The organism is Clostridium luticellarii, assembly GCF_002995845.1.
Classification (GTDB): domain Bacteria; phylum Bacillota; class Clostridia; order Clostridiales; family Clostridiaceae; genus Clostridium_B; species Clostridium_B luticellarii.
Genome location: NZ_PVXP01000030.1, coordinates 1 through 14138, shown reverse-complemented (window position 1 = coordinate 14138; position 14138 = coordinate 1). Strand labels below are relative to the sequence as shown.

The 14138-nt window shown below is 32.7% G+C and carries 16 protein-coding genes, 5 tRNA genes, 1 other RNA gene and 1 riboswitch; of the genes, 4 read left to right on the top strand and 18 right to left on the bottom strand.

Features of this window, described 5'->3' with window-relative positions:
* Positions 1 to 60: 60 nt before the first annotated feature.
* The 8 genes from dnaX to CLLU_RS10620 all read right to left on the bottom strand — a co-directional run bounded on the left by dnaX (position 61) and on the right by CLLU_RS10620 (position 3710).
* Positions 61 to 1719 (bottom strand): DNA polymerase III subunit gamma/tau, encoded by a 1659-nt coding sequence (gene dnaX / locus CLLU_RS10655; protein WP_106009757.1) that lies wholly within the window; start codon positions 1717 to 1719, stop codon positions 61 to 63.
* 96 nt (positions 1720 to 1815) lie between these two features.
* Positions 1816 to 2081, bottom strand: an RNA gene (ffs, locus tag CLLU_RS10650) — signal recognition particle sRNA large type.
* Between the two features lie 11 nt (positions 2082 to 2092).
* A tRNA-Ser gene (locus CLLU_RS10645) sits at positions 2093 to 2182 on the bottom strand.
* A gap of 177 nt (positions 2183 to 2359) precedes the next feature.
* The gene (locus CLLU_RS10640) at positions 2360 to 2569 is read right to left on the bottom strand and encodes a hypothetical protein (RefSeq protein WP_106009755.1); all 210 of its coding nucleotides are present in this window, start codon (positions 2567 to 2569) and stop codon (positions 2360 to 2362) included.
* Between the two features lie 216 nt (positions 2570 to 2785).
* Positions 2786 to 2862, bottom strand: a tRNA-Val gene (locus CLLU_RS10635).
* 52 nt (positions 2863 to 2914) lie between these two features.
* Positions 2915 to 3004, bottom strand: a tRNA-Ser gene (locus CLLU_RS10630).
* Positions 3005 to 3028: 24 nt separating this feature from the next.
* Entirely contained in the window at positions 3029 to 3466 is a 438-nt protein-coding gene (locus tag CLLU_RS10625; RefSeq protein WP_106009753.1) for a nucleoside deaminase, read from the bottom strand.
* A 167-nt stretch (positions 3467 to 3633) separates the two neighbouring features.
* Positions 3634 to 3710 (bottom strand) — tRNA-Arg (locus CLLU_RS10620).
* 186 nt (positions 3711 to 3896) lie between these two features.
* On the opposite strand from CLLU_RS10620, the gene CLLU_RS10615 reads away from it, so the two are divergent.
* The 3 genes from CLLU_RS10615 to CLLU_RS10605 all read left to right on the top strand — a co-directional run bounded on the left by CLLU_RS10615 (position 3897) and on the right by CLLU_RS10605 (position 6840).
* Complete coding sequence (locus tag CLLU_RS10615; RefSeq protein WP_106009751.1) at positions 3897 to 4205, top strand: phasin family protein; 309 nt, start codon at positions 3897 to 3899, stop codon at positions 4203 to 4205.
* A 21-nt stretch (positions 4206 to 4226) separates the two neighbouring features.
* Positions 4227 to 5828 carry an ABC1 kinase family protein gene (locus CLLU_RS10610; protein WP_106009749.1) on the top strand — a complete coding sequence of 534 codons (1602 nt, stop codon included), beginning with the start codon at positions 4227 to 4229 and terminating at the stop codon, positions 5826 to 5828.
* Positions 5829 to 5952: 124 nt separating this feature from the next.
* On the top strand, positions 5953 to 6840 hold the full coding sequence (locus CLLU_RS10605) for a phosphatidylserine decarboxylase (RefSeq protein ID WP_106009747.1): 888 nt from the start codon (positions 5953 to 5955) through the stop codon (positions 6838 to 6840).
* Positions 6841 to 7073: 233 nt separating this feature from the next.
* Here CLLU_RS10605 and CLLU_RS10600 read toward each other — a convergent pair whose 3' ends face one another.
* The 9 genes from CLLU_RS10600 to ribD form a co-directional block, all read right to left on the bottom strand.
* The gene (locus tag CLLU_RS10600; RefSeq protein ID WP_106009745.1) at positions 7074 to 7259 is read right to left on the bottom strand and encodes a hypothetical protein; all 186 of its coding nucleotides are present in this window, start codon (positions 7257 to 7259) and stop codon (positions 7074 to 7076) included.
* 107 nt (positions 7260 to 7366) lie between these two features.
* Positions 7367 to 8059: a DUF554 domain-containing protein gene (locus CLLU_RS10595; protein WP_106009743.1), complete on the bottom strand. Its 693-nt coding sequence runs from the start codon at positions 8057 to 8059 to the stop codon at positions 7367 to 7369.
* A gap of 146 nt (positions 8060 to 8205) precedes the next feature.
* Positions 8206 to 8331 (bottom strand): hypothetical protein, encoded by a 126-nt coding sequence (locus CLLU_RS19330; RefSeq protein WP_273339339.1) that lies wholly within the window; start codon positions 8329 to 8331, stop codon positions 8206 to 8208.
* Between the two features lie 118 nt (positions 8332 to 8449).
* A tRNA-Arg gene (locus CLLU_RS10590) sits at positions 8450 to 8526 on the bottom strand.
* A gap of 168 nt (positions 8527 to 8694) precedes the next feature.
* Positions 8695 to 9249 carry a hypothetical protein gene (locus CLLU_RS10585; protein ID WP_106009742.1) on the bottom strand — a complete coding sequence of 185 codons (555 nt, stop codon included), beginning with the start codon at positions 9247 to 9249 and terminating at the stop codon, positions 8695 to 8697.
* 158 nt (positions 9250 to 9407) lie between these two features.
* On the bottom strand, positions 9408 to 9872 hold the full coding sequence (gene ribH / locus CLLU_RS10580; RefSeq protein ID WP_106009740.1) for a 6,7-dimethyl-8-ribityllumazine synthase: 465 nt from the start codon (positions 9870 to 9872) through the stop codon (positions 9408 to 9410).
* Between the two features lie 18 nt (positions 9873 to 9890).
* Positions 9891 to 11096, bottom strand: a complete 1206-nt coding sequence (locus CLLU_RS10575) for a bifunctional 3,4-dihydroxy-2-butanone-4-phosphate synthase/GTP cyclohydrolase II (RefSeq protein ID WP_207655987.1) — start codon at positions 11094 to 11096, stop codon at positions 9891 to 9893.
* Positions 11086 to 11757 (bottom strand): riboflavin synthase, encoded by a 672-nt coding sequence (locus tag CLLU_RS10570; RefSeq protein WP_106009738.1) that lies wholly within the window; start codon positions 11755 to 11757, stop codon positions 11086 to 11088. Before CLLU_RS10570 ends, CLLU_RS10575 begins: the two co-directional genes overlap by 11 nt.
* 1 nt (position 11758) lies before the next feature.
* On the bottom strand, positions 11759 to 12856 hold the full coding sequence (gene ribD / locus CLLU_RS10565) for a bifunctional diaminohydroxyphosphoribosylaminopyrimidine deaminase/5-amino-6-(5-phosphoribosylamino)uracil reductase RibD (RefSeq protein WP_106009791.1): 1098 nt from the start codon (positions 12854 to 12856) through the stop codon (positions 11759 to 11761).
* Between the two features lie 117 nt (positions 12857 to 12973).
* Positions 12974 to 13104: riboswitch (FMN riboswitch) on the bottom strand.
* A gap of 404 nt (positions 13105 to 13508) precedes the next feature.
* On the opposite strand from ribD, the gene CLLU_RS10560 reads away from it, so the two are divergent.
* Positions 13509 to 13679, top strand: a complete 171-nt coding sequence (locus CLLU_RS10560; protein WP_106009736.1) for a hypothetical protein — start codon at positions 13509 to 13511, stop codon at positions 13677 to 13679.
* A 261-nt stretch (positions 13680 to 13940) separates the two neighbouring features.
* Here CLLU_RS10560 and CLLU_RS18945 read toward each other — a convergent pair.
* On the bottom strand, positions 13941 to 14138 hold a 198-nt coding region (locus CLLU_RS18945; RefSeq protein ID WP_207655986.1), incomplete at its 5' end, for a hypothetical protein.

Below are 14138 nucleotides of genomic sequence, written 5' to 3'. Positions count from 1 at the left end.
TAACTAATACAATCTTAATTATATCATATTTCTGCGAAATTCCATCTACGGTTTTATATGTTACTCATCAAGTATTTCCACCATGTCTTCTCCAAAAGTATCCTTCAACAACTGCTCTTTGGATTGGGAGTTATTCTGATCTTCATCTTTTATGACATAGTTGATAACAACTTTTTCTTTCAATATCTCTGAAAAAACCCGTTCCACTATTTTTCTGTTTTCATCTTTTTCCAATCTCTGTTTGTGAAAAGCATAATCTTTTTCATATTCTATAGTTATTATACCTCTCTCACAATTTATCACCCTGCCGGTAGTAAGAGCCGCAAATAATACCATCTGATGTCTGCTCTTAAATGATTCAAGTATATCTTTCCAACTTTTTTTCACCATATCCAAAGTGAGCTTTGAGTACACATTTTCTTCTTTTACAGGCTTTAAATCTTTTGATAAATCCCGCTTGGGATTATCGTGATTATCTTTTTTCCCACTATGAACACATTTTTCCGGTATATTCTCTTTAGAGGGTACAGCCTTTGGAACTATTCTTTCACAGGATACCTTGATCTCACCCTGCTTAAATGCCTGTTCTAATCTATTCAACCTGGCAAGTATTACTTCTTTAGAAGTATCATATTCTATTTTACACATTTTTATCACTGCAAGTTCCAAATAAATTCTGCTCTGCTTTATCCACTTAGACTGTTCCTGGGCATCTTGAAGTATTCTTATATTTCTCATTATTTCTTCCACACGTATTTTTTGAGCCTGCTCTTTTAAAAGATTTATATTTTCCTCTGACATATCCAGCACATCCTCAGGATTATTCGAGACTTTAACCATAAGGAGATCTCTCAAATGAATTATCATATCCTTTATAAAATTGGATATATCCTTTCCACTTAAAACCACATCATCAATTATTCTCATGGATGATTCTACATCATTCTCTATTATACTATTTGTAAGTTTAAATAAATTCTCATTTGTAACCAGGCCCAGCATATCCACTACACTGCTATATTGGACTTTTCCATCACCCATGGATATGGCCTGATCCAGTATGCTAAGAGCATCTCTCATTGCTCCGTCACACATTCTAGATATTAAATTCAAACTTCTATCATCTGCAAAAAAGCCCTGTTTATCTACTATGCACCTAAGCCTGTTGAATACATCTGAACTTCTTATTCTTCTAAAATCAAATTCCTGACATCTTGACAGTATGGTAACTGGAAGTTTTTGCGGGTCTGTGGTTGCAAGTATAAAGATTACATTTAAAGGAGGTTCTTCTAAGGTTTTTAAAAATGCATTTACCGCTTCCTGAGTGAGCATATGGACTTCATCCATAATATATACCTTATATTTTCCCTCCTGTGGAGGGTATTTTACATTTTCAATTACGTCTTTTATGTCTTCCAGACGTCGCTTGGAAGCCGCATCCATTTCTATTACATCCATAGAAATTCCTTCATTTATCTTTTTACACATTTCACATTGATTACAAGGTTCTCCATTTTTCAAATCCAAACAATTTACCGCTTTGGCCAGTATTTTGGCCATTGAAGTTTTTCCCGTGCCCCTTGTTCCCGAAAACAAATATGCATGTGCTACCCTATGGTTTAATATTTGATTTTTAAGTGTAACTGTTATATGATCCTGGCCTACTACATCTGAAAAAGTCTTAGGCCTCCATTCTCTATACAGTGCGGTATAAGACATTTTATCACCTTCTTACATATATATTATAACCTTTATTAAAACACATGACAAAAAAGATACCTTAAGGTATCTTTTCAATTCAATTTGATATTAAAGCCGTGCACCCAGCTTCGTCTAATAAACTATAAGCGTTACCCATACAGTTAACTCAAACCAGATTTATCCACGGCACACGAAAATATTCACTTACCGCTGCTTCCTTCCGGATCTGACGGGGTTCATGAGTTCCCGTTGCGTGGGATCAAGTCCTCAACATCACTTTTATGGGCCAGGCCTCACATTTTACAGCCTAAGCTGGGAATTCAACCCTGCTATAGCGGATTGCAGGCTACAGGGCACCGCTAACTCCCCGTCTAGCACGGCAAAGTTAAAATGGCGGAGAGAGGGGGATTCGAACCCCCGGTAGAGTTTCCCCTACACACGCTTTCCAGGCGTGCTCCTTCAACCTCTCGGACATCTCTCCATAGGTTTACTCATGAAACAAATTCATATTCAATTAACATTTGAACATCATCACAGAACAAGAATCATTATACTATTAAAAATATAAAATTTCAATAGTTTTTTAAGATTTAATTCTATATTCTCTTTTTTCAATTTATGCCATATTAAAAAATATTATTCCACATTAAAGTCAAAGTCATCTTCCCAATTCATAGATAAGGAGGTGCTTGTCCTTTTTGTATTTATAGTCTAGCTGTTTTTCTATACGCTTCATATTATTTTTTTGACTATTATCTGCAGAATTATTATCAATAGGCCTGTCCATATATTCTGCTGATATATTAGTATAATTTCCCTTGGGTTTACCGCCAATGTACATTGTTGGATTTCCTGAACTACTAAACATATTTTTCTCCTTTTACATTATTAGATTTAATTTTTATTTTATAGCACTACAGATATATCAAAAATCAGAACCTATTTCTATATTTCAACGTTCTTATAATAACATTTTATACCTTGTTTTGACAACATTTTTTGTTCTATATTATAAAATATTTGATACTCTCACAAATAAAAAAGAAGTTGACTGCAATACAACCAACTTCTTCCAATAAATTTTTGGTGGAGACAGGGGGGCTCGAACCCTCGACCTTACGGATGTGAACCGTACACTCTAACCAGCTGAGCTATACCTCCAAATACATATACACAAGTTTGCTTATTTTCCAGTCAGGCTGGAGTTTATGCGTGGCGGAAGCGGTGGGATTCGAACCCACGAGCCCATTAAGGACTACCTGATTTCGAGTCAGGCCCGTTATGACCACTTCGATACGCTTCCATAATAATTTATTGATATTTTCTTTCACCTTTTATTTTTAAAAAACTGTTTTAAAACATCACTGCACTGTTCATTATAATCCCACTGTACATGAGTCCAGTGATTCAAAAATTTGCTTTGTACTATATTAACTACCGAACCACAAGCCCCTGTTTCTGTATCAAAAGTCCCTATATACAATCTACTAATTCTGCACTGTAATATAGCTCCTGCGCACATAGGACACGGTTCAAGGGTAACATACATGCTGCAACCAGATAACCTCCAGTTATCAAGTACCTTTGAAGCATTTCTAATAGCAATAATTTCTGCATGGGCAGTAACATCTTTTAATGTCTCTTTCAAATTACATGCTTCTGATATCAGTTTTTGATTTTTCACTATGACAGCTCCTACCGGAACTTCACCTAATTTTAATGCTATCCTGGCCTGTTTTAAAGCTTCTTCCATAAAATCAATCATATACATTCCTCTGTACATTTCAGAAATTAAATATTTTATTATTTCAAATAAACATATAAATTAATATTAATAAATAAAATATAAATATAGAATAAGGATATACTATTAAAAATAGGAAATAATTCTTATAACATAATGCCCCGTAAATACCTATTCACAAGACCTGATGGTGCGCCCGAGAGGAGTCGAACCTCCGGCACGCGGTTTAGGAAACCGCTGCTCTATCCTACTGAGCTACGAGCGCATATATAGCTACTACCTTCATATTCTATTATAATTTACGAGAATTGTCAATTTTTTTTATAGATTTTTTATAAATTCTTTGTTTTAAGAAAGGCCAACAGTGATTATCTCCACTTTATAAAAAATAAGAGTGTCATCAATAATACCATTGAATAAAATAAATTAAAATTTGTGAGGAGGATTTAATATGATCAATGAATTAAAAAATTTATTTTTGGCCGGAATAGGCTCAGCTGCATATACTTACGAAAAAGCAGTAAAATTAATTGAGGAAATGGTTCAAAAAGGAAAGATAACAGTAGATGAAGGAAAACAGTTATCTGAAGAATTAAAAAAAACAGTTCTGGCTAAAAAGGAGGATCTAAAACCCATGAACAAAGCTGATTTATTATCTATATTAGCTTCTATGAATCTTGCTTCCAAAGAGGATATATCATCAATAAATGAGAGATTGACCGCACTTGAAAATAAAATATCAGGAATGACTAAAGCCTAGGCTTTAGTCATTAAATATATCATGAAAAGCCCATATTCAAAAAGATTCAGGGAAATAGTGAAGGTACTGACTAAATATGGTTTTAAATTTTTAGTATACACTAAAAATCACAATAGAGAAAAATCACCTGAAAATCTCAGAAAAGCTTTTGAAGAACTGGGACCTACTTTCATAAAAATAGGCCAGATACTAAGCTCAAGATCAGATATACTACCTTCGCAATATATTAAAGAACTCTCAAAACTCCAAGATGATGTACCTCCCGAAAAATATGAAGATATAAATAATGTATTTTTTGATGAATTCAATAAAAATATAGAAGATTGCTTTCTTAGCTTTGAAAAAATTCCTCTGGCATCCGGCTCAATTGCTCAAGTATATAATGCAGTTTTAAAGAATGGCAAAAATGTCATTGTAAAAATACAAAGGCCAAATATAAAAGAAAAGATAAAAACAGATATATACATATTGTATAAAATTATAAAGCTTACCAAACTTAAATTCAAAGACAGTCTTATAGATCCTGAAGAAGCTTTGGATGAATTGCTTTTTTCAACAGAACAGGAATTAAATTTTAATCTAGAAGCTAAAAACATGTATAAATTCAAAAAACTAAATGAAAATATAAATTTTTGCTATGTACCTTATGTAATAGACGAGTTATCTGGAATTAAAGTACTTACTATGGAAAAAATTTATGGATTTAAAATAAACGATATAAAAAAATTACAGGAGGGAAAATATAATCTACAGGATTTGGGACAGAAACTGGCTTTATCTTTCTTCAAACAGGTATTCACTGACGGTTTTTTTCATGCTGATCCACACCCTGGAAACTTAATGATATGTAATAAAAAGATATGTTTTTTAGATTTTGGAATAATGGGAACAATTTCACCAAGACTTAAATTGCTCCTAAATGAAGCTATCATGTCCATAGTATATAAAGATACAGACAAACTTGTATCTATTATTATATCAATAGGTGTGAAAAAAGGCCTTATAAACAGAAATAACTTATATGAGGATGTGGAATTATTTTTAATAAACTATCTGTCTACTTCTCTTAAAAACATAAAAATCTCCACATTACTTACAGAAATTTTTAAATGTGCAAAAAATAATAATATAGTTTTACCCAAAAGCTTGATATTACTGGTAAAAAGTTTAATTGTAGTTGAAGGCTTAGTAACAGAAATATCGCCTGAAATTGACATAATGGACATAGCTGTACCCTTTGTAAAAAGCACTAATAAATTCAACTATTTTGATCATATGGATATTGAAAACATACTTATAAATTCTTATAGCTTTACAAAGAGTCTTTCAAAACTTCCAACAAAAACAGTAGATCTGATAAACTGCATATTGAGTGGAAGAACCAAAATCCAATTAAAATTTGATAAAATTGACGATTCTATAAAACAATTAAATAAAATGATAAACAGGTTGTCCATTGCTTTAATAACATGTTCTATGATTATAAGTTCTTCTCTTATTTTAAATTTTAATATTGGCCCTCAAATATACAATGTTTCTCTGATAGGTATTGCAAATTTCATATTCTTCATACTCATCGGAATTATACTTATAATATCCATAATTAAATCTGGCAGGCTCTAAAAAGGGGAAAACTTCCATATTAAAATAACTCAATGTTTTTTTATAATTTGATTTATAAACAATAGTTATAGTGCTAAAATAAATAATACATAAACTTAAAAAATATTTATTAAAGGATAGAAAAATGATCAAATATTTTGATAGAAAAACAAAAAAATATAGCATAGAACAAGTAGCAGGAGATATCTATTTAAAATGGATATATTCTTCACCCCTTGGGATGAAATTTCTAGAAATCATAGTGAAAAAAAAGATATTCTCAAAGTTATACGGACTATTTTGCAACACCAAATACAGTAAAAAGAAAATTCAACCTTTTATAAGGAATTTTAATATAAGCATGGATGAATATGATATTAATTACAATGATTTCAAATGTTTTAATGATTTTTTTTCACGGCCTCTTAAAAAGAATGCCAGACATATCAACATAGACAAAGGAATTTTAATATCTCCCGCTGATGGAAAATTGATGGCATATGATCATATAGATTTAGATAAAATAGTTCAAATCAAGGGATTTACATACAGCTTATCTGACCTAATAAATAACAGTATAGACTCCATGAAATTCAAAAATGGTACTTGTTTAATATTCAGGTTATGTCCAACAGATTATCATAGATTTCATTTTGTAGACTGGGGTATATGTGAACCTTTTAATAAAATCAAGGGAGATTACTATTCTGTAAATCCAATATCTTTAGAAAATATCTCAAATGTTTTTTGTAGGAATAAAAGAGAATGGAGCATTTTTCATTCCTACAGTTTTGGAGATATACTGTATGTGGAAATAGGTGCTACCTGTGTAGGTTCCATAATACAAACTTATTGTCCTGGAAAAAATGTTTCTAAAGGAGATGAAAAAGGTTATTTTAAGTTTGGCGGATCAACTGTAATTTTATTTTTCGAAGAAAATAAAATTACAGTTGATAAAGATATAATTTTTCAGACAAAAAATGGCTTTGAAACAAAGGTTCTAATGGGAGAAAAAATTGGAAATAAGATTTAAAAAATATAATAGTTAACAGTACTTATCTCCTATTTTAAGAATTTGAAAGTATTAGAAATAGTAACATTCAGATAAAATATAAAAAGCAAAATAAGTACTCTAGGACACGAGTACTTATTTTACATAAGGATATGTGATAAAAGAAAAGAGTTTATTTTTTTCTATGATTTTATTATATTCTAAGATTGTTATATAAAAATATTGTATTTGTTAAATACTTGTTAAGAACATATTCAATATCCTTTATGATAAATAATCAAGGCTGTATATTCATATTGTGTTTGTGCATATTTTATGTCAATTATTATTTTGCTTTTTAAATCGTTTTCAAGAGTATCTCTAATTTTATTTTCCAACTTTTTTAGTGTGTTCTCACACAATCCCTTAACTTCAATAACATTACTTCTATATGCTATCATATATCACACCCCTTTTTACTATGATTTCAACAAATAAGTATGATATCCTTTAGCTATCGTTCGTCAATATCCGACCTGATTCTTGCAATTATATTGTTTTTATTATTTTACATCAGCGTTACTATCCAACATAAAATAGGAGTTACAATAATTGCAGGTAAATAATTAGCTACCTTAATTTTAGTAACGCCAATTATATTTAATCCCAGTGCTATAATCATTAGAGAGCCTGTACATGTAATTTCTCCAATAGCTGCATTAGTTAGAATTGGTTGTAAAAACTGTGCCAACAAAACGATACCACCCTGGAATAGGAAAACAAAGGAGGCAGAAAATAATACACCAATACCAAGACTTACAGACAGCATCGCAGACGATATCAAATCAAGCACAGATTTTGTAAAAAGCATAGTATTATCTCCAGTAAGTCCCGCGTTTAGTGAACCTACAATAGTCATTGCACCTATACAAAATAAAAGGCTGGATGTAACAAATCCTTCAGCAACTGAAATCGTGTTGTCAGAAGAAATCTTAAAACGTTTTCCAATCCACTCACCAAAAGTAGTTATTCTTTTATCAATGTCCATCCATGTTCCTACAATAGTACCTATAACAATAGAAATTACAAGTATTAGTGTGTTTTTACCCTTCAGTGTTCCCGATATTCCAATATAAACAGTACATAAACCTATTCCAATCATAACCGAGTCGATAATCTTTTTAGGAATTCCTTTTTTAAACAACATCCCGATAATGCTGCCTATGATAACAGCCATGGTATTAATAATTACCCCTATCATTTTACATCCCCCTTCTGTATTTCCCTGGATATTACGTTCAACACAATACTTGATATTATAACACATATATCATAATATTCTTGCGGATTGTATTAAAAGGCTCTCTGAATTCCATAAAAGCCTTGATATTAGTATGCTAAAGAGGATTAAAATCTCAGCACGCTGGTACGTTGATGACTTAGCTTTCCCTCCATATACATTACTCCTAAAATTACCAGAATAATAATTTCATTTTTACATATCCTATTCACATAACTTTTATTTAACTTCATTTTTGTTCCTCATTCCAGGGAGCTTTTTTCCCTGGTTTTTTCTTTACAAAACTTTTATATGATATATAAAAATATAAGCAAATTTCCAGCTCTGGAAACCCGCTTATATCAACGTCTTTGGTGCGCCAGAGAGGATTCGAACCCCCGGCACGCTGGTTCGTAGCCAACTGCTCTATCCAACTGAGCTACTGGCGCATATTAACATTATTATTTTAGCATAAACAACTTTTAAAATCAATTTTGATAAAAAAGTTTGTTTAATTTATTATAATTAAAATCAGTTCTTTTAAAAATTCGTCGATGAATAAAAATGTTATTCATCGACAATATATATGGAAATCTAATATTGAGCTTTACACCTACTTAGATTATCAGTTCCTTTGAAAAAGGTAATTCTTCAATCCATTTGCAGAATTCCCTCCATTCTGGTAATTTATGATTCTTTCTCTGACTATACACGCCTTTTAGACATCTATAATTAGTAGTAAGTCTTGCAGTAAGTTCAAATCCCGCAGGATTAGAATACAAAAGTCTCAAATAATCTTCTACATCATGAGTCTTATTATATGTATCCTTTAATTCTTCCATTATATCAACTATTCTTTTATCTACATATTTATTGTACTGTTTGGATAAATCAAATTTGGATATTCTATGCATGGTACTTTGACTGCTGACAAAAGTAATAAATCTATACCTTTCCAATTCTACCCATGCTTTATTGCTGAAAGTTAAGTCAAAGGCAACTCTTATTCCGGATAAAAATTGATCATGGGCTTCTCCTTTAGGTGAATGAGCTAACTTTTTAACTGTATCTGTAATATCAGAATCACATTTATCAGTATCTACTGACATAGGATATTTGCTTGCTTTTATACTTTCTTCTAAGTCATATACTTTTAAATTTTCTATCTTCATTATTGTATTCCTCCCACACTTTTAATTGATATTTTTTCTTATTAAGTTTATCATATTTTCCTTATTAAGTTTATCATATTTTTATAATTAATTTAGATTTACAGTATGGGATTTTATCATTTTTTTAATTTCAGACTAAATCACTTTAATAGTTATACTTATTCTATTTGAGAAATTAAATTCACCATTTCTATTGCTGAAAGTGCACAATCATAGCCTTTATTGCCGGCTTTTGATCCAGCCCGTTCAATTGCCTGTTCTATATTTTCAGTAGTGAGCACACCAAAAATTACAGGAATTTTAGTTTCCAGTGTAACCTTTGCAATTCCTTTGGAAACTTCATTGCATACATAATCATAGTGTGAAGTAGAACCACGGATTACCGCACCCACACAGATAATGGCATCATATTTTCCAGAACTAGCCATCTTATCTGCTATCAATGGAATTTCAAATGCACCGGGTACCCAGGCAGCTATTATATTTTCATCTAAGACACCATGCCTAATCAATCCATCCACTGCACCTGATAAAAGTTTACTTACAATAAATTCGTTAAATCTAGAAGCTACTATTCCTACGTGAATTTTCCCTGCAATAACTTTTCCTTCAATAATTTTCATTTTAATTTCCCCCTAACTTTAATGATTAAAATAAGTAAATATATGACCCATTTTTTCCTTTTTTGTTCTAAGATAATCTATATCTTCCTGTTGAGGCTCAACTTCGATTGGAATTCTCTCCATGATTTTCACTCCAAACCCTTCTAGTCCATAAACTTTATTTGGATTATTGGTAAGAAGGCGAATTTTTTTTGCTCCCAGATCCTGGAGAATCTGTGCCCCTATCCAATATTCACGTAAATCAGGAGCAAATCCCAATTCCAGATTTGCCTGTACAGTATCTCTGCCCTTTTCCTGCAATTCATATGCCCTGAGCTTATTAATCAGTCCTATGCCACGTCCTTCCTGACTCATATATAAAAGAATTCCTCTATCTTCCTTTTGTATTTGCTTCATCGCAGCAATAAGCTGTTGGCCACAGTCACATCTCAGAGATCCAAACACATCTCCTGTAAGACACTCAGAATGAACCCTACACAAAAGATTTTCACCATCCCCAATTTCTCCCTTTACTAAAGCAACATGATGTTCACCGGTTAAGTCATTCACATATCCATGAATTTGAAAATTTCCATATAAGGTGGGAAGCTTGGCACTGGCCATGTGTACAACATGTTTATCATGGCGCCGACAGTAATTTTGCAGATCATGAATAGTTATAAATACAAGATGGTGCCTTTCCGCAAATTTCTTCAACTGAGGTGTACGCATCATTTTCCCATCATCTGCCATAATTTCACAACAAAGTCCACACTCTTTTAGCCCAGCCAATCTCATTAGATCTACAGTTGCTTCCGTATGGCCCCCTCGTGTCAACACCCCGCCAGGACGTGAAATAAGCGGAAACATGTGACCAGGTCTGCGAAAATCCCCAGGCTTTGCATCCTCCTGCACACATTTCATAGCTGTAATGGAGCGTTCCTCAGCTGAAATACCAGTAGTCGTGCTAGCATGATCAATTGAAACAGTAAAAGCTGTAGAATGATTATCTGTATTTTCCACAACCATTTGCGGCAGTCCCAATTTATGTCCAAGCTTTTCACTCATAGGCATGCAGATTAAACCTTTTGCATAAGTAGCCATAAAATTTACATTTTCACAGGTTGCATATTCACCAGCACAAATTAAATCACCTTCATTCTCCCTGTCCTTGTCATCTGTGACGAGAACAATCTTTCCTGCTCGCAGTTCTTCCAGTGCTTCTGAAATAGTGTTATATTCCATATAATTTATCCTCCTTTTTAAATCCATTTTGCTGTAAAAAATCAAATGTAATACCATTTAAAGGCTCATCAGTTTTTAATATTAAAAACTTTCTTACATATTTTCCAATTATATCGCTTTCCAAGTTTACAGAATCACCACCCCTCTTATTCAACAAAATTGTCTGCTGCCCCGTATGGGGAACAATGGAGACCTGAAAACTACAATTTTCCACATTAGCTACCGTTAAACTGACGCCATCAACGGCAATGGATCCCTTTTCAACAATCAAGGCCATTATTTCTTGAGATGCTTTTACAGTGATCCAGACTGCATTTTTTTCTTTCTTCATTTGATGAATTATACCAGTACCATCAATATGTCCTAACATAAAGTGCCCACCAAGACGCCCATTGACAGGTACAGCCCTCTCAAGATTAACCAAACTGCCGCTGTGCAACCTTCCCAGATTACTTTTCCTCAGTGTTTCAGGCATAACATCCGCAGTAAATTCCCGCTCACTTAAAGAAATAACAGTGAGGCAAACTCCATTTACAGCAATACTGTCTCCAACCTTAGTATCTTCTAGAACAGTCCGGGCACAAATAGAAATTTTTGATGAATTTTCATCAAAAATAGTTTGACGTACTTGTCCAACTTCTTCAACAATTCCAGTAAACAATCTATATCTTCCCCCTTGTAAATTTAAATCTCAACAGCAAGTCATCATCGAGAACAGATACTTCAGGTGCAGTAAATTTAAAACAATTTTCCGGCAATAAAACACCTTCCCCTCCTACTGGTGTTCTTGCTCCTTCACCTCCAAAAAATTTAGGTGCAATATATGCATATACTTCTTGAACCAAACCAGCTTTTAATGCACTATAGTTTAAAATGCTTCCTCCTTCCAGCAAAATGCTGTCTATTTCAAGTTTTCCAAGTTTTCGCATTAGCACAGGTAAATCTACCATGCCACCTTTATCTGGCACACTTAAAACCTTGATACCAAGTGACTCTAATTTTGAAATTTTAACTGCATCAGTTGCAGTAGCTGCTACAATCGTAGGTATTTCCATTGCCGTACGACAAATTTGACTATCCAGCGGAATACGCAGATGGCTGTCGCAGATAATTCGGATTGGATTTCTTCCATCCTCCAACCGACAAGTAAGTAAGGGATCATCTTTTAGAATCGTTCCAATTCCAACCATAATACTGCTGTATTTATGGCGCAACCCTTGAACGTGTCTGCGGGCCATTTCCCCGGTAATCCACTGAGAAGCACCCGTAACAGTAGCTATCTTTCCATCTGCAGTCATGGCATATTTCATGACAAGATAAGGAATACCAGTAATAATATAGTGAAAAAAAGAAGTGTTCATTTTATCACATTCCTCTTTCAATACACCTTGTTTTACCGTAATTCCAGCCTTACATAAAATTGAAATACCCTTACCTGATACCTTAGGGTTCGGATCATTAGAGCCAATAACTACTTTTGCAATACCTGCCTGTATAATGGCATCTGTACAAGGAGGAGTTCTTCCATAATGACAACATGGCTCTAAGGTTACATATAAGGTTGCCCCCTTTGCTGATTCAATACAACTGGCAAGTGCATTCCGTTCGGCATGAAGTTTACCACATGCCTCATGATATCCTTTTCCAATAATTCTATCTTCTTTTACAATAACCGCCCCTACCATCGGATTAGGATTAACCCAACCCTCACCTTTTATTGCTAAATCAATTGCATACCTCATGTATTTTGAATCTTCCAACACAAGCGCACCTCCTTCATATAAAAAACAAAAAAGCCCTATATAAACAATAAGTTCATACAGGGCTTTTCTTACGAAGAAAAGACTCCGAAATTAAAACATTTCAGATTAAATAAAATATATCTTCTTCCATCCAGACTTTACTGTCGGTCTTGGAATTTCACCAAGTCCTGTGCTCTCACACCTGCGCTCGCGCGCTCGCGGACTATACCGCCGATCGGGAATTTCACCCTGCCCTGAAGATCTTCATAATTAAATTTTATTAAAAATCAACTCTAACTTTTAAACCAAAAACTCTACTTATAATTATATACTAATTAAAGCATTTGTAAAGTCATATATTTGCTTCAGAAATTTTTTATCCGAACGTTTTTCCATTGATAATACTCCAAACAGCTTCTTAAAAAAATAGAAAATACGAACTGCTGTGCATCTGAATAGGGTGAATAACCTACCTTCTCCTCACTCCATAAAAAAATAAACCCCAGAATTAACCAGGGTTTCAAGCGGGGAACTATTTATTAAATAAATAGTCATATATATGTACGTGATATTTTTAATAATTGAGGGGTCTTTGATTATAAAATATTTAATTTAAGCAAACACTATCATAATAATATTTGTATTCAATAATTATACAGGAGGAACTTATATGGACAATAATAAAAATAGAATGAAAGATAGGCCTAAATCTAACGCTGAAAAGAGAAAAATGTATTCTGAAGCAGGTGCCAAAATAGGCATTGAACATGGCAAAAAAATAGATTCTCATTCAAATAGTAAAAAATATACAAAAAGATCAAAATTATCTCACAATAAATAGAATGATGAATGTATCAAAAATAACATCAAGCAAATTTCCTTGAGTCAGCTAATTATATTTAACCTTCTATTGATAAATATAAAAGAGCCTTTACTTATGAGTAAGTTCCGAATTCAATATACCGGTGACTTCTTCAAGTTCTGGCTCTTTATTTATAGTATTCTTTTCTCTTTTGAAATGTTCCATTTAATCCACTATCCATTTTCTTATAGCCTCAGGTAAAAAATTCAAAACCTCTGCAATTTCTAATAAATATCTGAATTATAATTCATTATTTAGTCCTCTGGTAAAATTAATTAAATTTTCCTCATTGTATCCTTTGATAGTATCTAATACATATTTTCCATCTTCACTATTAAAAGTTATAACTAATTTATATGCATTTCTATTTTCAACAAATACCAGATTTTTTATTGAATTCAAAGGAAAACACTTAAATTCTATTGAATTATATTCAGT

Bases quoted from the DNA above. Each gene is read 5' to 3' on its own strand.
- CLLU_RS10600 (WP_106009745.1), bottom strand. From the start codon at position 7,259: ATGATAGCATATAGAAGTAATGTTATTGAAGTTAAGGGATTGTGTGAG.
- CLLU_RS10605 (WP_106009747.1), top strand. From the start codon at position 5,953: ATGATCAAATATTTTGATAGAAAAACAAAAAAATATAGCATAGAACAA.
- CLLU_RS10595 (WP_106009743.1), bottom strand. From the start codon at position 8,059: ATGATAGGGGTAATTATTAATACCATGGCTGTTATCATAGGCAGCATT.
- CLLU_RS10575 (WP_207655987.1), bottom strand. From the start codon at position 11,096: ATGGAATATAACACTATTTCAGAAGCACTGGAAGAACTGCGAGCAGGA.
- CLLU_RS10585 (WP_106009742.1), bottom strand. From the start codon at position 9,249: ATGAAGATAGAAAATTTAAAAGTATATGACTTAGAAGAAAGTATAAAA.
- CLLU_RS10610 (WP_106009749.1), top strand. From the start codon at position 4,227: ATGAAAAGCCCATATTCAAAAAGATTCAGGGAAATAGTGAAGGTACTG.
- CLLU_RS10625 (WP_106009753.1), bottom strand. From the start codon at position 3,466: ATGATTGATTTTATGGAAGAAGCTTTAAAACAGGCCAGGATAGCATTA.
- CLLU_RS19330 (WP_273339339.1), bottom strand. From the start codon at position 8,331: ATGAAGTTAAATAAAAGTTATGTGAATAGGATATGTAAAAATGAAATT.
- CLLU_RS10560 (WP_106009736.1), top strand. From the start codon at position 13,509: ATGGACAATAATAAAAATAGAATGAAAGATAGGCCTAAATCTAACGCT.
- ribH (WP_106009740.1), bottom strand. From the start codon at position 9,872: ATGAAAATTATTGAAGGAAAAGTTATTGCAGGGAAAATTCACGTAGGA.
- CLLU_RS10615 (WP_106009751.1), top strand. From the start codon at position 3,897: ATGATCAATGAATTAAAAAATTTATTTTTGGCCGGAATAGGCTCAGCT.
- CLLU_RS10640 (WP_106009755.1), bottom strand. From the start codon at position 2,569: ATGTTTAGTAGTTCAGGAAATCCAACAATGTACATTGGCGGTAAACCC.
- dnaX (WP_106009757.1), bottom strand. From the start codon at position 1,719: ATGTCTTATACCGCACTGTATAGAGAATGGAGGCCTAAGACTTTTTCA.